The sequence below is a fragment of the Bacillus licheniformis DSM 13 = ATCC 14580 genome (assembly GCF_000011645.1).
Taxonomy (GTDB): domain Bacteria; phylum Bacillota; class Bacilli; order Bacillales; family Bacillaceae; genus Bacillus; species Bacillus licheniformis.
Genome location: NC_006270.3, coordinates 1,934,364 through 1,955,487, shown reverse-complemented (window position 1 = coordinate 1,955,487; position 21,124 = coordinate 1,934,364). Strand labels below are relative to the sequence as shown.

Annotated in this window: 17 protein-coding genes; 1 reads left to right on the top strand and 16 read right to left on the bottom strand. The window is 42.0% G+C overall.

Translation table 11 applies throughout. From position 1 onward, the window contains the following. Positions 1–158 precede the first annotated feature (158 nt). Positions 159–461 (bottom strand): hypothetical protein, encoded by a 303-nt coding sequence (locus TRNA_RS31405; RefSeq protein WP_003182160.1) that lies wholly within the window; start codon positions 459–461, stop codon positions 159–161. 643 nt (positions 462–1,104) lie between these two features. Further along, complete coding sequence (locus TRNA_RS31395; protein WP_003182158.1) at positions 1,105–1,533, bottom strand: HIT domain-containing protein; 429 nt, start codon at positions 1,531–1,533, stop codon at positions 1,105–1,107. A 352-nt stretch (positions 1,534–1,885) separates the two neighbouring features. Between TRNA_RS31395 and TRNA_RS31390 the strand changes: the two genes are divergently transcribed. Further along, positions 1,886–2,203, top strand: a complete 318-nt coding sequence (locus tag TRNA_RS31390) for a hypothetical protein (RefSeq protein WP_003182156.1) — start codon at positions 1,886–1,888, stop codon at positions 2,201–2,203. A gap of 126 nt (positions 2,204–2,329) precedes the next feature. On the opposite strand, the gene TRNA_RS31385 is transcribed toward TRNA_RS31390, so the two are convergent. The 14 genes from TRNA_RS31385 to TRNA_RS31315 all read right to left on the bottom strand — a co-directional run bounded on the left by TRNA_RS31385 (position 2,330) and on the right by TRNA_RS31315 (position 21,119). After that, positions 2,330–3,766, bottom strand: a complete 1,437-nt coding sequence (locus tag TRNA_RS31385; RefSeq protein WP_003182154.1) for a DUF6179 domain-containing protein — start codon at positions 3,764–3,766, stop codon at positions 2,330–2,332. A 1-nt stretch (position 3,767) separates the two neighbouring features. After that, positions 3,768–4,235, bottom strand: coding sequence for a DUF6323 family protein (locus TRNA_RS31380; protein ID WP_003182152.1), 468 nt, complete (start codon positions 4,233–4,235; stop codon positions 3,768–3,770). 1,104 nt (positions 4,236–5,339) lie between these two features. Beyond that, positions 5,340–5,543: a hypothetical protein gene (locus tag TRNA_RS31375; RefSeq protein ID WP_003182148.1), complete on the bottom strand. Its 204-nt coding sequence runs from the start codon at positions 5,541–5,543 to the stop codon at positions 5,340–5,342. A 331-nt stretch (positions 5,544–5,874) separates the two neighbouring features. Then, the gene (gene glnA / locus TRNA_RS31370) at positions 5,875–7,209 is read right to left on the bottom strand and encodes a type I glutamate--ammonia ligase (RefSeq protein ID WP_003182145.1); all 1,335 of its coding nucleotides are present in this window, start codon (positions 7,207–7,209) and stop codon (positions 5,875–5,877) included. A gap of 56 nt (positions 7,210–7,265) precedes the next feature. Continuing rightward, on the bottom strand, positions 7,266–7,673 hold the full coding sequence (locus tag TRNA_RS31365; RefSeq protein ID WP_003182143.1) for a MerR family transcriptional regulator: 408 nt from the start codon (positions 7,671–7,673) through the stop codon (positions 7,266–7,268). A 102-nt stretch (positions 7,674–7,775) separates the two neighbouring features. Further along, on the bottom strand, positions 7,776–9,041 hold the full coding sequence (locus TRNA_RS31360) for an aminotransferase class I/II-fold pyridoxal phosphate-dependent enzyme (RefSeq protein WP_003182139.1): 1,266 nt from the start codon (positions 9,039–9,041) through the stop codon (positions 7,776–7,778). Between the two features lie 18 nt (positions 9,042–9,059). Then, a complete protein-coding gene (hflX, locus tag TRNA_RS31355; protein ID WP_003182138.1) occupies positions 9,060–10,322 on the bottom strand; it encodes a GTPase HflX in 1,263 nt (420 codons plus the stop codon). A 103-nt stretch (positions 10,323–10,425) separates the two neighbouring features. Then, positions 10,426–11,391, bottom strand: a complete 966-nt coding sequence (gene spoVK, locus TRNA_RS31350; protein WP_003182136.1) for a stage V sporulation protein K — start codon at positions 11,389–11,391, stop codon at positions 10,426–10,428. A gap of 414 nt (positions 11,392–11,805) precedes the next feature. Further along, a complete protein-coding gene (locus TRNA_RS31345) occupies positions 11,806–12,504 on the bottom strand; it encodes a hypothetical protein (RefSeq protein ID WP_003182134.1) in 699 nt (232 codons plus the stop codon). A gap of 1,279 nt (positions 12,505–13,783) precedes the next feature. Then, the gene (locus TRNA_RS31335; RefSeq protein ID WP_003182130.1) at positions 13,784–14,125 is read right to left on the bottom strand and encodes a DUF4274 domain-containing protein; all 342 of its coding nucleotides are present in this window, start codon (positions 14,123–14,125) and stop codon (positions 13,784–13,786) included. Between the two features lie 1,070 nt (positions 14,126–15,195). Next, complete coding sequence (locus TRNA_RS31330; RefSeq protein ID WP_003182126.1) at positions 15,196–15,630, bottom strand: DUF2243 domain-containing protein; 435 nt, start codon at positions 15,628–15,630, stop codon at positions 15,196–15,198. A gap of 172 nt (positions 15,631–15,802) precedes the next feature. Then, the gene (locus TRNA_RS31325) at positions 15,803–17,542 is read right to left on the bottom strand and encodes a hydantoinase B/oxoprolinase family protein (RefSeq protein WP_003182124.1); all 1,740 of its coding nucleotides are present in this window, start codon (positions 17,540–17,542) and stop codon (positions 15,803–15,805) included. Beyond that, complete coding sequence (locus tag TRNA_RS31320; RefSeq protein ID WP_011198003.1) at positions 17,539–19,017, bottom strand: hydantoinase B/oxoprolinase family protein; 1,479 nt, start codon at positions 19,015–19,017, stop codon at positions 17,539–17,541. Before TRNA_RS31320 ends, TRNA_RS31325 begins: the two co-directional genes overlap by 4 nt. Next, the gene (locus TRNA_RS31315; RefSeq protein ID WP_011201659.1) at positions 19,014–21,119 is read right to left on the bottom strand and encodes a hydantoinase/oxoprolinase family protein; all 2,106 of its coding nucleotides are present in this window, start codon (positions 21,117–21,119) and stop codon (positions 19,014–19,016) included. Before TRNA_RS31315 ends, TRNA_RS31320 begins: the two co-directional genes overlap by 4 nt. Positions 21,120–21,124: the final 5 nt, after the last annotated feature.

Here is a 21,124-nt window from a genome sequence, read left to right as displayed (position 1 = left end):
GGCCATCTAATCGGCTGAGCCTGATGAACCCGCGAAGCTGTCTTGCAAAGGGACTGTTCGCAACACCAAATATCTAAGACAATTATGATTGCTGCGGCTTATGGGGGAGATCCCTGCTTTATTTTCACCCAGAGAACTGCATTCAAACAAGAATGCTGTTATAGTTGCTCTAAAAATGCTAATAGTTCTGAATCATTAATTTCAAAAATTATAAATTGAATATAATCTATTTTGTTCGTACCAGGGAAAAGAAAATGATTTATCGTAAATTTCGTGGCGGATTTCCCCAACATGCCGGCAATACGCAGAGCGATGTCTACATTTTCAAAATCAATATCAAAGGCTACAAACTCCTGGCATTCTTGATTCACACAGTAATTTTTAATCTTTGTATTCTTTGGGCTTGACGGGTTTGACGCGCAATTAAGAAATTTCCTTAGTTTTTCCGGATCGAAATTCATCAATAGCCCCCTTCAAAGTATAGTGGATGCAACTTTCATGTAGAGTAAAGGCCATTGCTTAAGATCCTTAACAATATGCCATACAAATTGTTAGGATTAAAGCAATTGGATACAAAACCGATGCTAATTTTTGCTTCTTTTCATCAATATGAATGAAGTTTTTTCGAGATAAAAATTTGCGAATTTCTGGTAAGAATATCAAAATAACTTGTGACAAGAAAGACAGCTTTTGCATGAGGGTAAGCGGGCTAAACGTAAACCCGAATCCTGCATTACCTCCTATCGTTGACCAATACATATAAAAATTAAGGAAAGGTATGACGAAGCAAAATATAAGTCTATATTGATTAATATAATAATCGCATTTTTCAGCATTAATGCCTTTAGAAGAAAATCTAAATCCGTAGATGAAAAGAAAAAGTGTCCCAAAACTTAATATCGGCTGCTTGATAAAATACGCGAATACAAAAGCTATTAATAACATAATTTACTCCCTTGCAACCATGATTAATAATCATGGTTACCATTATACAACAAAGGGAAGAATTTCTGAGGCCGAAATGATGAATTCAGCAAAACCCGCACTAAAACAAAAGATCAACTCATCTTTCCACTTTTAAAGTTCTGGTACGATCTTTTCTCATCATCTCCCTACAATCTTTTTCCATATCGAAAGTAAGTTACTCTTCTTAGCTGCAGTAAAGTCGGTGTTTAATTTGAATTCAAACTTTTCATTCATATGTCTCGGTATGACATGAAAATGCAGGTGTTTAATATCTTGCTGAGCAAAGTGACCGTTGTCTGAGAGTATCGTGTAGTCATCACAAATACCTGACTGAATTAATAATTGAGGAACTTTAATTAAAGAATCCATTATTTCATTAGATAGATGGGGATCGTTTATATGATCCAGTCTTTCAATATGCTTATTTGGTATGATTAATGTATGGCCATTTGTAACAGGATTTATATCAAGAAATGCTGTCACATAGTCAGTTTTATAAACCTCAAAACTTGAAATTTTCCGACTAACTATTTCACAAAATATACATTTGTCTATTTCACTATTCATACTTTGTTAAGTGTCCCTCTCTTTCCGGAGTTTTTTTCGGATGCACCGGACGGCTCTAGCCTGATTTCACCAGGACGACCATCGTAGTAGATGTATTCATCATTTTGTTCCCTTTAAAGAGGTGTTGATTATACTGCTATTTCCTTATAGAATTGAACAAATACTCAGCCTTCTTTTCACTTCCATGCATGATTCTTTCCTCAAGTGACACAACAATACCGAGAGGAATAGCTTTTGAAGTTGCAACGATTGAAAAACAGAAATTCTTATTGCACAGTAATGATCGAAATCTTTAAAGATCTGCGTTTTTTTAACTTCATTAATATCACTATAATTTTAAGGAGTCAGTTGGATGTTTATAAAATATAATGAATATGATTTACTGGAACTTTTTGAGAGCGAGCCGGTCAGTATAGCTGATGATCCAGAGGCCGGCGAATTGATTTATACTTTTAAAGATAATCAAAACTTCAAGTTAATTTTAACGCTGGATGTTTATCAACTAACTTGTAGCCTGGATATAACCTATAAAGATTTCTTAGTATTTACAGGTGTTTTTCAAAACATAACTAGCATTAAGAAAGTTGAAGATTTCATGGTTATAAGTATTGGAGAAGAAAAGAGAATAAAAGTAAAATTCACTAAGCAAATTGGAGTAGAGTTACTTTAAGCTTTTAAGTTGTATTGAAAAAACTTTCCTTAGCGGGATGAGATTGCATTTAATCGAGTGCTGTTATTTATCTTCGTCTTTCTTTAGACTCTTCTTTTTAAAAGAACTTATAATAACGTCTTTAACTTAATAAAACGAAATCTCCTCATAGTCAATATCGTTGATCAGGTGTCCAATAGTTGCAATGCGCTCATCTTCTAGTTGTTTAATAAATTTCATATAATATGTTTCCCACTCGCTCTTTGCTTCAGAGCAGTCAGCAACAATGTCAATGAAATTGAGAATTCCCCCTCTTAATTCTTCATAAAATACAATTTTCGCAAAAATGGCCAATTCAAAATTCCCAAACGTAGCAAAAAGTGCGTCATATTCGTCGTCAAACAGACACCCCGAATTTAGCAAATCCAAATAATCATGTAGTGAAACAAAATGATCGCGGATCAGCAATATTTTTTCTGCTGTGTTTTTTCGTTCCATGATGCAATCCACCAATTTCCGCAATTCAATATCACTCATGCGATCATTTTCATTTAACATTAACGCTATTGGTTTTTCTCTCTCTTCAATTTCTCTGATGATCAACATTTTGAAGCCATCAATTTCCGCAGCGTTATTTACCCTTTGAATAAATTCATTGCGATACAAATTGATATAATCAGAAATTGTTTGATCCGTCTTTAAATCCCGCTGTAACCGATCAAATGCATTGTTAATTAAGTTTGCCCTTTTATCAGCATGGCAATCACTTAACAAGCGACTTAACCTGTCATATTGAACTTCAGAAATTCTGACTTGATTGGCTTCGCCCCCGGATAGGAGTGAAAAAACAGCATTGTTTATCATTAACTCAAAAATATTAAAAAGTTCTATGCGATAATTAAAATGACATATTCTTCCAAAGTTTGCCAAGACATACATTAAATCGTGATGGTTAAAAAAGTGACAGAATCTCGTTTCTATCAGCAGTCGCTCTAAATACTGTTTAATATAAAAAACACCTTGCAGTTCCATGTTGTCAATGGCTAAAGGATAGTCAATGCTCGCCATGGTATTTTGAGCTTCAAAAATAACATTATAATGATTCATAAATACAGGTAACGATTCGTCAATGGTTAAAGTATAAGCATCAACAGGCACATCTAATTTTATTTTTTTTACGTCTTGATATAATTGTTTAGCTTCTTCAAAATAACAGTGAAGTAATGCGACACCTTTTGTATATATATTTTTTATACTATCAGAATGTAAATGTACTATAAACTCTTCAGGTTTCTCAAAATGGAGAGCATAAGCATCTATTGCATACATGAGGGAAACCATAATCCCTTCCGCCGTTTCCGTTGTCACCGACATACTTTCCCCTTTGGTATACTGGCCTATCAATCGTTGCAGAATTTGCATAATCTCTACCTGTATCTTGTATGCTTTCTCGCTGGTAATAACTCCAACACTTTGGCCTTCTTTTAGAAGCGACAACATATATTGGCTTTGCTTTAACTTTGATTTATCAATCGTAAAATTTGAAACCAAATCATAGCGATTTAAAGTGTTTTCTTTGTCCATGTTATTCATCACCTTTATATAAAGACTCACTTCTCATCGTATCTCTTCTGAAACTCTCCGCGAGTTCCTCCATTTTACTTCTTAATATCTCTAAAGACCCGGCAGAAGGCCCGTTAAAACACTCCATCATCTGATGAATCAGTTTCATGTCCCCTATCTTATCTTCTGTTTCATTTCTGAGATAATAAAAAATCTCCTGAAGCTCGATTAACGTTTCGACATAATTATCCTCATCCATATAGGGTGAAGCAGCAAACACCTCAATTAATTCCTTTAGTACTTCAATCCCCAGTTCTATACGTCCATGATCATGAAGCACTTTATTTCTATAAACGATTAACATTTTTATATCGCTGGGTGTTAAGATCAGGCCATGCTCTTTTGTTTTTTCATTTAATTCAAGTAGCTCCATCATAGGTTTTGATTGTGGGGATAATTGAATGGAATTCAAAAAACGAGATAAGTTCATAAACCTCTCTTCCTTTCAAAAGCATCTTTTTTTAAAAAAACATTGACTTTTTATAACTTGTGTGTTATGATAAAATAAGTTGTTTTTTATTGACAATCAATAATTTATTCTATTTACTTACATATGTCAATAGTTGTTTTTCAGCGGTATTGTTTCTTTCCCTCTTAAATCAGCTCTTTATTCCTCAAGACCAATTCAACTCAACAGATTTCTTTCAAAATTTTTATCTACGTATACTTCATTCTGTTAAAATTGTTGTATTACTTAACTTTTCTAATTTTTTTAATCTTTTGTCTTAGACCCGTAAATACCACCAGTAGACGGTCCCGCCGCTTTCTGGCCGTATAGCCGTCAATACCTTGCTCTCAGAACAGCCAACGTTTCCTGGACCTGACGTACAGTCTCTCCTTTCACTTAATTCACTTGTCACCTTAAAGTACAGCAGCGAGTTGGATGATTTCTTTCCATTTGTACTGACTTTTTTCAAACTAAAAAGGCTGCAGCTTGCAACCTCATTTTGTTAGCCTTTTTTGTTGCATAGTCTCTTTCTGTTATGGCTATAAAAGGTTTCCATTTCATTTTCGACAACAAAAGCAATAAAGACATTTCAATAAGGAACTCTATACTAGAGAGTAAGTGAATACCAGTGTTCATAGTGAGAACTTCGAAGGAAATATAATGTCCGCGTTGAAAATAAACGGTTTTGTTCTTCAGTAAAAGAATGAAATAGACCTGAAGAAATCAAATCTATAAGAGTTAAAATGAAATAAAGATGCTTATTTCATCGACATCTCAATCCTAAATGTGGTAAAATTGATGACAATGTTAACCATAAAAAGGAGAATTATGCGTATATGAGTATTATTATTTTGGCATCCATGCTTTTATGGGGTGCATTAATTTATGAACTAAGTAAATCTTCAAAAAAGCAAAACAACCGAAAAATTGTATCTTTGATATCTTTGGGCTCTTTATCAACTTTAGTTATTACTATTTCGCTTTTTCAAAACCTCCCGTTTTAAAAATTGTTTATAACTATATCGATCGTATATGTCGTCGGTGTGGTATGGTTATAAAAAAAATCCTTCTTGCAAGAAGGATTTTTTATTCATTATTCTCTTCTTTATTATCTAATTCTGGAAAGTTCTCAATTATCGATCGAATATCTTCGACAAATTCTTTCTCTGTATATTGATCACCCGCGTGTTTTAGATTATCCAGTTTTCCGCAAATAATCTTCAGGATTCCCTTTGCGTGCTCTTCTTTAAGGCCGTTTACTTTGTTTATATTCCTATCCAATTCAAGCATTCAAATATTTCCTCCCTCAGCTTATTGTTCACCCTAATATAACATGTCCACCCCACCTAGTATTTAGTTCATTAGGTCACTTTTGCCGCGGCATTCCAAGCTGACCACGCTTTTCACGTGGTATTGCTCTTGAAATACAGGTGCTGACATCAAATATATCAGTAAATAGCGACCAAAATAGAATGAAAGATTACGAGGCAATTATGGAGTTAGATTATAACTTCACATTTTTTTGGTCATAATTTGGTCAAAGACCAAAAAGAAGACCCCTTACATTCTTTTGACCAAAATTCAAAACCCCTGACACCGCTGGTGCCAAGGGATTCCTAGATTAATACTGAGACATATACTGCTCGCGCTCCCAAGGATGGACTTGTGTGCGGAACATATCCCATTCGATTTCTTTTGCTTCGACGAAGTGTTCGAATAGATGGTCGCCGAGGGCTTTGACCATGACTTCGTTTGATTTGAATTCTTCGAGAGCGTCTGCGAGTGTCGCAGGAAGGTCGACGATTCCGTTTTCGAGGCGCTCTTCTTTTGTCATGACATAGATGTTGCGGTCGATCGGAGCCGGTGCTTCCAGCTTGTTTTTGATGCCGTCAAGTCCTGCTGCAAGAAGTACGCTCAAGGCAAGGTACGGGTTCGCAGAAGGGTCTACGCTTCTGACTTCTACGCGCGTGCTGATGCCGCGGGAAGCCGGGATGCGGATTAACGGGCTTCTGTTTTGCGCGCTCCATGCCACATAGCAAGGTGCTTCATAGCCTGGAACAAGGCGCTTGTAAGAGTTGACAGTCGGGTTTGTCACAGCTGTAAAGCTTGTTGCGTGCTTGACGATGCCGGCGATGAATTGCTTTGCCGTTTCACTCAGCTGAAGATCGGCGTCTTTGTCAAAGAAGGCGTTGGCGCCGTTTCGGAAGAGTGATAGATTGCAGTGCATGCCTGATCCGTTTACGCCGAACAACGGTTTTGGCATGAATGTTGCGTGCAGGCCGTGTTTGCGCGCGATTGTTTTAACAACGAGCTTGAACGTTTGGATGTCATCGCAAGCGCGGATGGCTCCGGCGTATTTGAAGTCGATTTCGTGCTGTCCAGGTGCAACTTCGTGGTGAGACGCTTCGATTTCAAAGCCCATTTCTTCGAGCTCAAGTACGATGTCGCGGCGGCAGTTTTCGCCAAGATCAGTCGGCGCAAGGTCGAAATATCCGCCTTTGTCGTTCAGTTCAAGCGTAGGCTCGCCTTTTTCGTCTAGCTTGAACAGGAAGAATTCCGGCTCTGGTCCAAGATTGAAATCTGAGAAGCCCATGTCTTCCATTTCTTTCAAAATGCGTTTTAAGTTGTTGCGCGGATCACCTTCAAACGGCGTGCCGTCCGGATTATAAATATCGCAGATGAAGCGGGCTACTTTACCTTTTTCGGCGGTCCATGGGAAAATCACAAATGTATCTAAGTCAGGGTATAAGTACATATCGGATTCTTCAATGCGGACGAATCCCTCGATTGAAGAGCCGTCGAACATGACTTTATTATCAAGTGCTTTTTCCAGCTGGCTCACAGGAATTTCAACGTTTTTAATCGTTCCAAGAATGTCTGTAAACTGAAGGCGAATATATTTTACATTCTCCTCATTTACTAGTTTAACAATGTCGTCTCTTGTATACTTTGCCATTCGTAAAACTCCTCCTCTAAAAGGTAAATGTATATAGCAATGCAGTTGCTAACAAATTAATGAAAAAACCTGGACATGTCTCCCTGGCGGAATGTCGTCCCTCTTTGGAAACGGCCTGCTTGGATGAGCTCGTTTTTCAGCAGTTTTCTCAGTTCTTCATCCGACAAGTTGTGCTTCTCTGCTTTTTTCGGCTTGTCTTGTTTGTCTTCTTTTTGTTCGTTTTCTGTTTTGGCGAAAATTTGTTTGATCCCCGCCATGTTTACACCTTGTTCGATCAAATCTTTAATTTCGAGCAGCTTATCTACATCATGGAATGAAAATAAACGTCTGTTCCCTTCGCTTCTTGCAGGAAATACCAGTCCATTTTCCTCATAATACCGAATTTGCCTTGCGGACAGTTCAGTCAGCTGCATGACGATACCTATCGGAAATAAGGGCATTGAGCGGCGAATTTTATCACTCATCTCAATTTCCTCCTTTTCTTATATAAATTTATTATATGTGATGTTATATAATGTGTCAACTCGATGTAAGGATTCTTTACATGAAAATATTCTTTATTTTCTTTACATTAATCCCTGCTTCATGAGCGCATCCACAGCACTGCATATCGCATTTTTCACATGGGAGTAGGTTAATCCGCCTTGGACATACGCCACATAAGGCGGTCTTATAGGGCCATCCGCTGATAATTCAATGCTTGCTCCCTGTACGAAAGTGCCTGCAGCCATAATGACATCGTCTTCATAGCCCGGCATATAGCTCGGATACGGCGTCACATGGGCATTGATCGGAGAAGCGTACTGAATCGCCTGGCAAAACGCGATCATCTGCTCCGGGGTGGAAAATTCGACAGACTGGATCAAATCGGTCCGCTTGCTGCCCCATGAAGGATTCGTCCTAAAGCCGAGCTTTTCGAGGAATCGGGCTGTGAACACTGCTCCTTTTAATGCCTGGGAGACGACATGCGGCGCAAGGAAAAAGCCCTGATACATCTCCTGGAGCGTGTACAACGATGCACCGGCTTCACTGCCAATTCCCGGTGAAGTCATTCTGTAGGAGCAGGCTTTCACCCATTTTTCCTTGCCGGTGATATAGCCGCCTGTTTTGGCGAGGCCGCCTCCCGGGTTTTTAATAAGCGAGCCTGCCATGAGATCCGCTCCAACATGGCACGGCTCACGCTCTTCTACAAATTCGCCGTAGCAGTTGTCGACGAAAACGATGATGTTTTCGTTTATTTCTTTAACAAAGCGAATCATCTTCTCAATCTCATCAATTGTAAAAGACGGACGGTCTGCGTATCCTTTTGAGCGCTGGATTCCGACGACCTTTGTCTGCGGCGTGATGGAAGCTGCCACCCGGTCAAAATCAACGGCTCCCTCTTCTGTCAGCTCGACATGGCTGTATCCGATCTGGAAATCCTTCAAAGACCCCGAGTTTTCCTCGCCCCTGACGCCGACGATCTCTTCGAGGGTATCGTACGGTTTGCCAGTGATGTAAAGAAGTTCTTCCCCCGGGCGGAGAACGCCGAATAAAGCGATTGATATTGCATGGGTTCCCGAGATGATCTGCGGTCTGACAAGGGCCGCTTCACCGCCGAAGACGTCGGCATAGATTTTTTCCAGCGTATCGCGGCCGATGTCATCGTAGCCGTAGCCTGTCGATGGTGTGAAATGCGTGTCCGATACTTTGTGCTTTCTGTAGCTTTCGAGCACCCTCCACTCATTTCGTTCACTGATTTCATCAATTGTTTTGTGGATCTGTGCGATGTCGGTTTCAGCCTCCACCGCCGTTTTCTTTAGTAGATCTCCGTGTTTTAATGTCTCAAACATGTTTTGCAGTATCCTTTCCTACATATACTTCTTCAGCTCTCCCAAAATGTTTTGGTCAGGGAGAATATATCCTTCCACTTCATATGCTTCGCGATCTTCGTCAAAAACGGTGCTGTTCGTCATTGTCTCAGACTTGATTCTCGACAACAGCCTTCCTTCTGAAGCGGGAATTCTCACGTCATACGGAACGAGCAGCTCCTTTTTCAGATAGTCTTCAACCGCCTGCTTAAACAGCGGCAAGTCTCCGTCTATTTTGGCGCTCGTCATGATATGCCCTCTCCCTGAAGAAGGGATGAAATCAGGCCGCTTCCGGTCTCTTTTGTTATAGACGGTTAAAACAGGAATATCGTCTGCTTCAAGTTCCTCAAGAAGGCGCTTGACCGTCTCCTCATGGCCCTCGTAGTCTTCGTGAGAAGAATCGATCATATGAAGAATCAGATCGGCTTCTTTCACCTCTTCGAGCGTCGATCTGAAAGCCGCGATCAAAGTTGTCGGCAGATCCTGAATAAACCCGACTGTATCCGAGAGCAGCACGCTGTATCCGCTCGGGAGCATCATTTTGCGGGTCATCGGGTCAAGTGTGGCGAACAAAAGGTTTTCTTCATAGCTGTCGGCGTCTGTAAGCCTGTTAAACCATGTCGATTTCCCTGCATTGGTGTAGCCGACAAGCGCGATTTGCAGTACACCGTTTTTCTTTCTTCTTTCTCTGTATCTGCTTCTGTGGCGAATGACGGTAGACAGCTGAACATTGATTTCATGAATCCGGTTTCTGATATGGCGCCGGTCGGTTTCAAGCTTTGTCTCCCCTGGACCTCTTGTTCCGATTCCTCCGCCTTGCCTTGACAGGTTGATTCCCTGGCCGCTTAACCGCGGGAGGGCGTATTGCAGCTGTGCCAGCTCAATTTGCAGCTTTCCTTCCCTTGTCCTCGCGCGTTTGGCGAAAATATCAAGGATCAACTGCGTCCGGTCGATGATTTTCACGTCAAGCGTTGTGACAAGCGCTTTCAGCTGACTCGGCGACAATTCATCATTAAAAATTAAAACATCGGGCGACAGCTCTTCACAGAGCACCGCCAATTCATCTACTTTTCCTTTTCCGATATATGTAGCAGCATCCACACGGTTCCGCTTCTGCGTGACCGTGGAAACAACCGTTCCGTCGGCCGTTTTCGTCAGCGCGGCGAGCTCTTCCATCGAGTATGAAAAACGCTCATCAGACACGTGCGGAAGCTGGCATCCGACTAATATGGCTTTCTCTTTCATGACTTCCTGTTCGTTCAAGTGATCATGTTCCTTTCTTAACGTTAGTCAATAAGCAGTACTATCATAACAAACGAAGGGAGCGGTTGCCAGAAATCCTCGAAAATAAAAAAAGAACGCGCCATTATACGTGCGGCGCGTCTTCCTTCAAGTCGAGATCCTGGCTTTTGATGGTTATCAAGTCATTCTTTAAGTAGCAGTCTCCCATCAGCAGTCTCATCGCCTGCGACCGGATGGATTTTTCGATCAGGTTGCGGACGAAACGGCCATTGCTGAACTTCGCGGGGCTGACCGTACTTTTGACGGCCATCAGATGGTCTTTCAGCTTCCATTCAGCCTCAGGGCTGAACTGATATTCCCTTTCCGCCATCATCCGTTTTGCAATGTCCATCAGCTGGCTGACTGAGTAATCGGGAAAATCGATGCTGATCGGAAACCTTGACTGAAGGCCCGGGTTTAATGAAAGAAAATGATCCATTTCCCGCGAATATCCGGCGAGGATTAAAATGAATTCGTTGCGCTTATCCTCCATATGTTTGACCAATGTATCGATTGCCTCCTTGCCGAAGTCTTTCTCTCCGCCTCTGGCAAGGGAATAGGCTTCATCGATGAACAGGATTCCGCCCATCGCTTTTTTGATTAAATCCCTCGTTTTTTGCGCCGTATGGCCGATGTACTCACCGACGAGATCGGCGCGCTCCGCCTCGATCAGATGGCCTTTTGAGAGAACATTCATTTCGTAAAAAAGCCTGCCGATCAGCCTGGCGACGGTCGTTTTTCCGGTTCCCGGATTTCCTTTGAACATCATGTGAAGCGCCTGTTTTCCGGCCTTAAGGCCTTGTTCTTCGCGCTTTTTATTAACGAAAATCCAGGCGTAGATTTCCTTGATATTGCGCTTCATTTCCTCCATTCCGACCAGCGTGTTCATTTCCCTTTCAATTTCTTTCAGAATGCTGTGTTTGGCTTCATTTTTTTGCAGTGCGGCCTGATATTCGGCTTCAGCCTCTGAATTGGCCAAAACCTGCTTTTGACCGTTCAATATGATATTGATTTGTCCGTTGTTTTTATAAGTAACAGCCCTTTCCAACACACTCACCTCACCATTCTCTCTTTATATCCTATTCATGGCGCGCTTATGCCGTGACAGACGCCCACATGACTGCACAATCCAATGCTTTTTGACAAGAACGGGGCAGGTCTTGTTGAAACCTGCGCTTTCCCGAGAAATACTTTATTTTTTATTGTATTCAGGTAAGCTGTGCGGACAAACCAATTTTTTCATCCTGTTTGGTAAATGCTTAACAGGTTGACATGGCAAATCGGGAGAAAGTGGTGATTGATGAGGTCCTTCGGGGAATGGAGCCAATCTGTCTGAAGATGTGCTGCAGGCGCTGCTCGGCTCTCCCCTGTTTCACAGCGGGATCTTCACCAAAGTCTTTTTGATTTGAAGGAAATGAAATTCGCCTTTTTTGTCTTCATGATTCTGTTACTGAACATAATATAGTTATCTTTCGTAATAATAAGCTTTGACCCAATAATAGGTTCTACCCTTATTTTCACACCATTCAACAAATCCCTTTGATCGTTCTTTTTTAAACATCACCCAGTCATCCAACAGATCTTGATAATAGTTAAGTGCTTCGTTATTGTTTTTCCTTGTTTGTTCACATTCTACTTTGTTGTTTAATTGCCGGGACTTAGCAAGAAGTGCTGTATCTTCTTTAATATCGCCAAGATACAAATCTTCGGAGATATGATGAAATGAATACCAAAGGGCGTTCAAATTAATATCGATTAGAGTTAATAAGGATAGTTGTTCATTCCCGCCACCAAGTCTAAGTGCATTGTTTAAATAATCGACACGGTTTTCAGGATTTAAAAACACCCCATACCACCTATATGGTCTTGAATCTTCAGGATCACTCTTCATCCATCTCTCAAGCAAAGGCTGTAAAAGTTCCTTTTCCAATGGATGAACGAGTACATGGTGAATATCATCTGATGTTTCAAATAAAGCAAACAGCCAACAAGCAAAATTCTGTTGTGCAATATCATCCCATTTCTTTGCTTCATCAATAAAGGAAGATAATGCTGTAAAGGATTTCTTACGCAACCCTTTTTCTTTGAGGGAACAAAACTTTTTAAATAATGGATATGCATCCAATCTGTCATTTTTCAAGATATTATTTAAGACATTTACCATTTTTACATCTCTCTTTGTTCAGAATAAAACCGTAATCTTTGAATAATCACAGCCCAGCCATATGGTTTGTGGTTTAAAAAAATCACAATCCAACTTCTTATACATGTATTTTAAAAATTCAATTTTTCCTTTTTTTATATTCATAAATCTAAAAATATTAACGAAGATATTCAAGATAAATACCAAAAACTCTTTATTGAATCTGAAAAAGCTAATGTTAGAAAATGTGTTCAAAATAGAGAATTTGCTAAAAAGATTCTTAACCAGGCTCGTTTTGAGAAAATTAAAGATGATATGGTTGATCAATAACAGTGGAGCCGTTGTTATTCATGGTCACTATGATCGAATTGATTAGTGTGTAACGCGTTTGCCTTAATTATTAGGATATATGCCCTGAGAGGAAGTTATTATCTTTCCCATCTAAAATCATCGAGGTGTTGAAATCATAAAGAAATTCAAATATTGCACAAGAAGATTTTCGAACACACAGCTCCCTCCCGTCTATTTTGAACTAAAAGGCCAATTAAGAATGCAGTTTATGAATTAGACCCCCTGTTTTAATAAGGGGTCTATTTTAATTCTGGATTAATCTTTTGTATTTTTTGTAGCTTTAAAGTTTTCATGATAAGGACTGTGCTAATATATAATGCTGGTATTCCCACAACAAAATAAAGCACACTTTTAGGCATAAACATATCATAAAAGTATAAAAATAGGGCTACCCCAAAAAACAGGACAACATATTTGCTTATGTTTTTCATCACAATCTATCATCCTTTAAAGTAAAGATCTATCCTTCTAAGGGAAAGTCTATTTTAATATGAGCCAGCCCATTGTGAGCTGGTTTGTATACTTGACTCGACTGTCAGCGGCAGTCGGGTCTTTTAGTTTATGCTTTTTACAAATTAATAAACCATTGCAGTGCTTTTGTTTAACGAATACCTCTTTCTAAACAGTATACTTCTCATTAAATTTCACTTCTTCCTAATTGCTGCATTCGAGTCGGTACTTCAGATGAAGAAATGTAATGCGTTAATATTTCAAATTATACATCAGTAAGTATTTTTTCTTTTATCTGATGGGTGCATAACTTTGGGAAATGATATGCCTCATATTTTAAAGTGAGAATTCTAATGGATTGAAATCCACGGGTAACTTTGGGTGAAAAACGCGTTAAATTTTCGGAACTTCAATCACTTTCCCTGGTGACTTTTCAAGTAAAGCATCGGGAATATGCGGGTTATTTTTTTAAAACTTAAACCGTTGAACCCTTGTTATTTCAGGATATATTTTGAGATTTAAACTGCAAATTTATAAGCTTTTGATATGTTTGGATTAAAAAATCTTTCCATTCTTCTAAAGCAGATGCTGAAACATTGTCTGGGCTTTCGAGCATACGATAACCATCTGCATAATGGAACATTAATAACCCCGTACCATAATCGCAATTCTCATTCTCAAGAATTGCTTTTGGAACATCAAAACCACTATTCCAATTATAATTCGCTGCAAAAACTTGAAGAATCACAGGGTTTTCAATATTTCTCGTCACTCTTACTAGATCGTCTTTATCTGTATTATAAAGCAGCTCCTCGAGGAACTTAATATCTTTCTTATCCAATACTGTTTTACCTCCTAACAAAAACACTTTAAATATTAGTCGACCAATTGTTTAAGCTTCCTTTCCCAAAGCTCAACTGTAGCACCTTGACTAGGATATAAAGGTAGACCTTTCTCTTGTAATGCTCTATTGATGAAATTTTATACTCAACGTAATACCATTCATCAAGAAGCTCCACATTATGTCATACTTTAAGTAGCCTTACAGTACTTTTAATATGGATTTTCAGTAGCATTCAATAGTGAAAGGATGCGTAACAAATGTGTTCCTCCAAGACCTTATTCTTCTAACGTTCTAACAATGCTATCCAGAAAGCAAGCGGATATTAGTGATTTTGCAAGACTTTATGAATTCAACCCCTTCCTAAGTCAATGAATATTTTATTACTATCGGACAGGAATCGGTCAAAAACCCTGTCTACTCAACAGAATGACACCTTCCTATCAAGATAAGTAACATGCCGCGTTTTAAAAAAGACGACCAGAGATGCGGTCGTTATGTTCTATAACAGTTTTTGCTGTGAGTACCTCTTCATATTGCCCTTGGGACTATATTGATCCAGAAATATTGAAACTTTAATAACATTTATTATTACTTTGAATCTTTATTTTTTACTTCCTTTAATATCTCCCTAAGCAACTGTTGGGTTTCCTCGTTTTGTTTACGATTTATCTTGTTTTCCTTTACCAATACGATCATGTAATATAAAAATAAAATGATAGCAGAAAATATAAGCAAATTAGGCAGCAGCACACTTAACATTTTATATGTAAACCTCCTATTTAAAAAAGATGTCCGTTAAACGATATGAACACCTTTTTTCCACTGAATATCTTTTTTTAATCCCCTTTTTGCTTGAAGTGAACAGCTGCACTTTGCCGCATTTTAAAAACTTGTTTACATAAAACGACTTCTTCAAGCGGCTGTTACTGATCACATCAATTTTTAAAATGGGGGTTTTTTATTTCTTCAAATTTTGACAAAAACAGGGCAGGTCTTGTTGAAACCTGCGCTTTCCCGAGAAATATTTTCTTATTGTATTCAGGTAGCTGTGCGGACAAACCACTGTTTTATCCCTGTTTGCCTTTTCGGTAGATCAGCCATCCGGCCAGAATGATCAAAAGGCCCGATGCGTCATAAGCAAAGTCGAATAAGAGGCGGTTCGGGCTTAGCTGGTTGACGTGGTGAATCTGAAGAAGATGATGGTTGATGATGCCTTCAAGGAAGTTAAACCAGCCCGCCCCAAGCAAAGAGGCTCCCCAAAAGATGTGCTGCGGCCGGCTGCTGCCAAGTTCGCCCCTGTTCCACAGCAGGATTCCGCCGATGAAAAGGATGACGAGCGAAAACAGATGGAACAGTCCGTCGCTCATAATTTGGTGAGAGCGGTCTGTGTCCATGTACACGCTGTGCCATTGAAGCAATTGATGAAAGATGATGCCGTCGATCATGGCGATGATGCCGACGCCGAACAGAAAAGGTCCCCAAAACGCTTTTTTGTTTTTCATATGATTTGGCCTCCTTCACATGCTAATCTGTTATGTACCCGCCGGTTAAAAAGATAAAACCGGTTATGTTTACATTCTCTCTCGAAAGCAATTATCCTCTTTTTACCATAGATGTCTTGAAAAGAAAAAAAGCTGATCCGAAAAGTAATTCCTCTCAGATCAGCTTTTTTATTTATGGAAGCCTGGATGCCCGCACACGTTTTGTTTCAGCTTCGTTAATGGCAAGTGTCTCAGGGTCAATCACGACACCATAATCCTGCAATGCTGATTCAATGCTGACAAACTCGTTTAAGACGTCGTCCAGCACCTTTTCCGGTTCACGTTCCAGCGGATTTCCCCAGCCTCCGCCGCCTGCACGGTAAAATTGGATGATGCCGCCCACAGGCATTTTGACTTCAAAAGCCGTTTCATCGATTTCTCTGGCTTCGTCTGTTCCATACCCGACAATCACCTTGTTGCTTGGTGAATCGCCGGCTCCGCAGAAGCCTTTTGTTGTGTTTCGGCCCCCTGCCATCATGACGCTTGTGCGGCTTTCCTTTAAGTGCTGGATTTGAACATCCAACCCGGGTGTGCCTCTCCATCGGCCCGCACCCGTAAAATCGCTTGTATATTCATGCTTTAATACACGGCTCGGGTATTGAACTTCGGTCATTTCAATAGATGGAAGAATAACTCCTGTCATAACAGGAGGATAAAGCCCCCATCCGTCCGTTTCGTATGCAGCTCCCGCACCGCCGGTATAGCCGTAAAAATTCAGATTCACCCACGGCTTGCCGTCATCGTATTTTCCGTGAGAATAGGCGAGAGGAAGCTTATGGGCGTTCACTCCGACCCGTTTTGGCGCACATTGTGAAATGGCCTGAAGAACAGCCTCGGCTATTTCTGCTCCGACGCACGCAGTCGCGTGTCCGCACGGTGCCGGCAGCTGCGGGTTCACAACTGTTCCTATAGGCGCGGTTACTGTTACCGGATTCATATATCCTTCATTGATCGGAATATCCTCATCACAGCAAGTCGAAATACCGACAAAAGCAAACGAAGTCGTATTTGAGAGCGGGCTGTTGATGAAGCCTTTTACTTGCGGGGATGAACCGGTAAAGTCAATGTGAAGATCGCTGCCTTTGACGGTCACCGTTGCGCGAACCTTAATATCGCGGTTGCCTTGAAAGTCGTGATCAGCGAATGTTTCACCGACATAGGTGCCGTCCGGCCAGCTGCTGATTTCATCGCGAACCCTGTTTTCTGTATATTGAATCCGGTTGTCAATGGCTGTAATCACCTTCTCGGCGCCATACTTATCCAGCATCGTCTGGATTCGGGAGGCAGCGACCTTGCACGCCCCGATCATCGCATTTAAGTCGCCTTCAAGCCAATGTGAAAGCCGGTTGTTTGCAACGATTAAATCGAATACATCCCTTCGCTTTTCTCCCCGCTCATAAATTTTTAACGGCGGAATCCGCAGCCCGTCATGCCAAATGTCTTTTGAGCGCGGATTGTACCCTCCGGCAACCGGACCGCCATTATCGGCCATATGGCTTCGTACAGCAGGAAGCAGGATCGGCTTGCGATTATAAAAAACAGGCATGACGATCGTCCAGTCAAGGCTGTGCGAGCCTCCATGATACGGATCATTCACCAGGAGAATATCCCCGGGGTGAAGATCATACCGAAAGGCGTCCAATAGATGGTCCACTGCGCCTACGACCGCATAAAGGTGAAGCGTACAGCCGGGGGCCTGCGCGACAAGGCGCGATTTTTTGCCGGAAAGGTCAAAGACGCCCGTCGTAAAATCATGCGCTTCGTTAAACAATGGTGAACGGGCCGTTCTCGTGACAGTGGCGCTCATTTCCCTGGCAACCGCATCAAGAGAACCGCCGACCACCTGTGATAAGATAAAGTCCTGATTGATCATAGCTGCTCCTCCTTTTGAGAGTACGTAAAGACGAGGAGGTTGCCTTTTTTCACATGTTGGTGTACCGTGCTTTCATAAAAGGTTTCGTCATGGTCTCCCGTTCTTGACAGAGACCCGTATTTTCCCCTTTCGCTAAAAGGCAGAAGAAGGTTGAAATAAATATCGTCCTCCTGGTTAAGCAGGGACACTTCCATTTCCTCCCCATTGTCCGTCCACTCCCGGGAAACCATTTTAAAACCGTGGTAAAGCTCCAATTCCTCCGCAGAGACAAGCATCCGTTGGCCAAATAAAGCAGGCGGTCCGAAGCCTTTTGAAGCTGAAGGATACCCGGGTGCGAGAACGATTGATTTTGTTTCGGCTCCTGTGCCAAGCTCCGGATAAAAAACGGCCTGCGGACCTGGCCCATAAATCGGCGGAAATTCTTCACTTGTGCCTTGTCCGTTTTGAATGGCTTTAAATACCGCTGCAGCGACGAAATGTCCGGTAATGCTTGGAGCTAGTGCTGTAGCTGCCGGAAATTCCGGATCTAGAATCGTTCCCGGCCTCGTCTTCGTTTGAAAAGGTTGAAGCGTTCCTTCATTGATCGGTATTTCATCGGCAATCCTTGCAAGAAACGGCCAAACGGCAAACGCCTTCGTTAAAGCGGCAGGTGAATTAACCGGCTTTACGGACTGCTCTGACGATCCGCTCAAATCGATCTCAACCGCATTCTCCTTCTTTGAAATTTGCACATGAATTGTACTCTTGTGCCCTTTGGTAACTTCAAACTCCTGGACAGCGCTCATTTCTGTTTCAGGCAGATGAGAGACATGATGCTCAACCCTTTTTTGGCTGTATTCAAACATGCTTTTGATCGATGCGGCCACTGTTTTTTGACCGTAGCTGCCAAGAAACGTTTTCAATTGCTGTTTGGCACCATGCAAACATGTATACATGGCTTCAAGATCCGCTTTAAAAGAAGCGGGCACCCGGCTGTTTGATAATAAAAAACGAAGAATATCAGTCTGCAGAACTCCTTGTTTATAAAGCTTAACCGGAGTAATTCTGATATTTTCCTGCCATACTTCAAATGCATCGGGATGGAAGCCCCCCGGATACTCGCCGGCCAAATCAATCATCTGAGCGCGGATAGCGGGGAAGAGTACGAGCTCCCCTTCAAGGAATAGCGGCGCCGCCATGGTGAGCGACTGCCCTTTCGTTCCGCCGCTGTATGGATCTGCGACCAGCAGCACATCTCCATCTGCGATATCAAACGAAAAATAGTCGAACAGATTTTCGACACTTTCTTTTAATGCGAACAAATGTTCAGGCTCGTATTGATGTTGAACCGCGATTTTCAGCTCATTCGTAAAAATCGCTGCAGCAAATGCCCGGTCTTGCGAAAGCACAGGAGAACGGGAGATTCGCTGCAAATTATCCCCGACTTCTCTGCCGATCGCTTGCAGCTTTCTATAAAGAATTTGAGCTTGGATCATGCATTTCCACCTCTTGTCGCCTGTTGAGCATGCTTTACTTCGATGACACAGTTGCGGTATGAATCGATTAGAGCCTCATGTCCCGGGTAAACAACAATGGTCGTACCCCATTGCTCAATGATGGCAGGACCGACAATCAGGTTGCCCGGCTCAAGCATTGACCCGTTGAAAATAGGCGTTTTCGCCGGTTCGATGTCAAAATACATATCGCGTTCACCTGTTTTCGCTTTTGAAGGATCCTCTTGTTCAAACTGCTCCTCCTTAAGCTTTAACGGCTCTCTGACTCCCACCAGATCAAGACGGAGGTTTAAGATTTCAATGTCGTGCTCAGGGTCTTTATGGGCAAACATTCTTTCATGAAGGTCATGGAAGTCTGCCGCCGTTGCTTCAAGATTCAACTCTGTAATCCTTCGCGTCCTTGACTTCACCGGTACGGTTACTTCATGGACTTCCCCCGCGTAGCGCATATCGATAAAGCGACGCGTTTCATATTGATTGGTGACCGATTGGCCTCCAAGTTTTTCGCGGGCCGTCTGTTCCATCTTTTCAAAATCGGCGTTCATCGCTTGCAGGTCAACGTTTTTCAAACTTTCAAAGCGCGTCCTGAGCTCCGTTACTTTAAGGTTTGCCGCCACATCGCCGAGCGCACAAAAGACCGGAGCAAGGGACGGAACGATAACGGTTTTAATGCCCAGGTCTTCCGCCTGCTTGCCTGCATGGATGGCTCCGGCGCCGCCGACAGCCATCAGGGCGAAGTTCCTTGGATCATGGCCTCGCTGTGTCGTTACAAAGTGGACTGCATTTGACATATCACTATTGACGATTTGTGAGATTGCAAGCGCGGCTTCCACTGTCGAAATTCCGAGCGGTTCGGCAATTCGTGTACGAATGGCTTTTTCAGCCAGCGAACGGTCAAGCTTCATTTCTCCGCCAAGGAAGTTATCAGGGTTGATATAGCCTAAGAAGACATTCACGTCTGTAACAGTCGGTTCTTCTCCGCCCCTTCCGTAGCAGGCCGGCCCCGGATTTGAGCCTGCGCTTCGCGGGCCGACTTGTAAAGCTCCGCCGCTGTCAATCCAGGCGATGCTTCCGCCGCCGGAGCCGATCGTATGGATATCCATCATCGGCAAGGCAACCCTGTATCTGCTGATCCAATTTTCCGTCGTGATCGCCGGATTTAATTTTTCGATAACCGAGACATCATAGCTTGTTCCGCCCATGTCTACGGTAATGACGTTCTCGTAGCCCGATTTTTCCCCGATAAAGGAAGCAGCCGTCACTCCTCCGGCTGGACCTGACAAAAGGCCACCCGCGGCAAATTTCCCGCTTTGAATGACATTTTGGACCCCCCCGTTTGATTGCATAACAAACAGTTCTCCAGTAAATCCGTCTTCGCGAAACCGTTCGTCAAGATGGTTTAAGTAGCTTTGCATGGAAGGGCCGGTAAACGCATTGACAATGGTCGTGCTCACCCGTTCAAATTCCCGAATCTGCGGCAGCACTTCATACGATAACGATACAAACATGCCGGGAGCTTCCTCTTGAATAATCTCTTTGACACGGATTTCATGTGAAGGATTCATGAAGCTGAACAGAAAGCAGACAGCAACGGCTTCGACCCCCTCTTGGATAAACCCGCGGACTGCCCGGCGGACGGCTTCTTCATCAAGCTTAGTTACGACATTTCCTGTATGATCCAGTCGTTCAGGAATCCCCACACGATACCTTCTTGGGACAATTTGATAAGGAGCTTCTAAGCGCGGAGAAAACACGCTTTCTTTATACGCGCGGCGGAATTCGATTTCGTCCCGAAAGCCTTCCGTTGTGAGAAGCCCCACCTTTGCTCCGTTATATTCCAGCAAGGCGTTAGTGGCAACTGTTGTTCCATGGACAACCAATGGACTATTGGCTAATAGATCCTTTACGTCTATTCCGATGATTTCAGCCATTTTTTTAATTCCGTTCATGACACCATCAGACTGGTCTGGGGTTGAAGGCGTCTTCGTCGAAACCATTTTTCCGTCCTTGTTGACTGCCACTAAATCTGTAAACGTCCCGCCGACATCAATTCCAAATACCCATTGGTTTTTTTCATTCATCATTGAAA

What these genes read in the sequence shown, in the direction of transcription:
- TRNA_RS31405 (WP_003182160.1), bottom strand. Translation starts at nt 461, where the DNA reads ATGAATTTCGATCCGGAAAAACTAAGGAAATTTCTTAATTGCGCGTCA.
- TRNA_RS31395 (WP_003182158.1), bottom strand. Translation starts at nt 1,533, where the DNA reads ATGAATAGTGAAATAGACAAATGTATATTTTGTGAAATAGTTAGTCGG.
- TRNA_RS31390 (WP_003182156.1), top strand. Translation starts at nt 1,886, where the DNA reads ATGTTTATAAAATATAATGAATATGATTTACTGGAACTTTTTGAGAGC.
- TRNA_RS31385 (WP_003182154.1), bottom strand. Translation starts at nt 3,766, where the DNA reads ATGGACAAAGAAAACACTTTAAATCGCTATGATTTGGTTTCAAATTTT.
- TRNA_RS31380 (WP_003182152.1), bottom strand. Translation starts at nt 4,235, where the DNA reads ATGAACTTATCTCGTTTTTTGAATTCCATTCAATTATCCCCACAATCA.
- TRNA_RS31375 (WP_003182148.1), bottom strand. Translation starts at nt 5,543, where the DNA reads ATGCTTGAATTGGATAGGAATATAAACAAAGTAAACGGCCTTAAAGAA.
- glnA (WP_003182145.1), bottom strand. Translation starts at nt 7,209, where the DNA reads ATGGCAAAGTATACAAGAGACGACATTGTTAAACTAGTAAATGAGGAG.
- TRNA_RS31365 (WP_003182143.1), bottom strand. Translation starts at nt 7,673, where the DNA reads ATGAGTGATAAAATTCGCCGCTCAATGCCCTTATTTCCGATAGGTATC.
- TRNA_RS31360 (WP_003182139.1), bottom strand. Translation starts at nt 9,041, where the DNA reads ATGTTTGAGACATTAAAACACGGAGATCTACTAAAGAAAACGGCGGTG.
- TRNA_RS31345 (WP_003182134.1), bottom strand. Translation starts at nt 12,504, where the DNA reads ATGGTAAATGTCTTAAATAATATCTTGAAAAATGACAGATTGGATGCA.
- TRNA_RS31330 (WP_003182126.1), bottom strand. Translation starts at nt 15,630, where the DNA reads ATGAAAAACAAAAAAGCGTTTTGGGGACCTTTTCTGTTCGGCGTCGGC.
- TRNA_RS31325 (WP_003182124.1), bottom strand. Translation starts at nt 17,542, where the DNA reads ATGATCAATCAGGACTTTATCTTATCACAGGTGGTCGGCGGTTCTCTT.
- TRNA_RS31320 (WP_011198003.1), bottom strand. Translation starts at nt 19,017, where the DNA reads ATGATCCAAGCTCAAATTCTTTATAGAAAGCTGCAAGCGATCGGCAGA.
- TRNA_RS31315 (WP_011201659.1), bottom strand. Translation starts at nt 21,119, where the DNA reads ATGATGAATGAAAAAAACCAATGGGTATTTGGAATTGATGTCGGCGGG.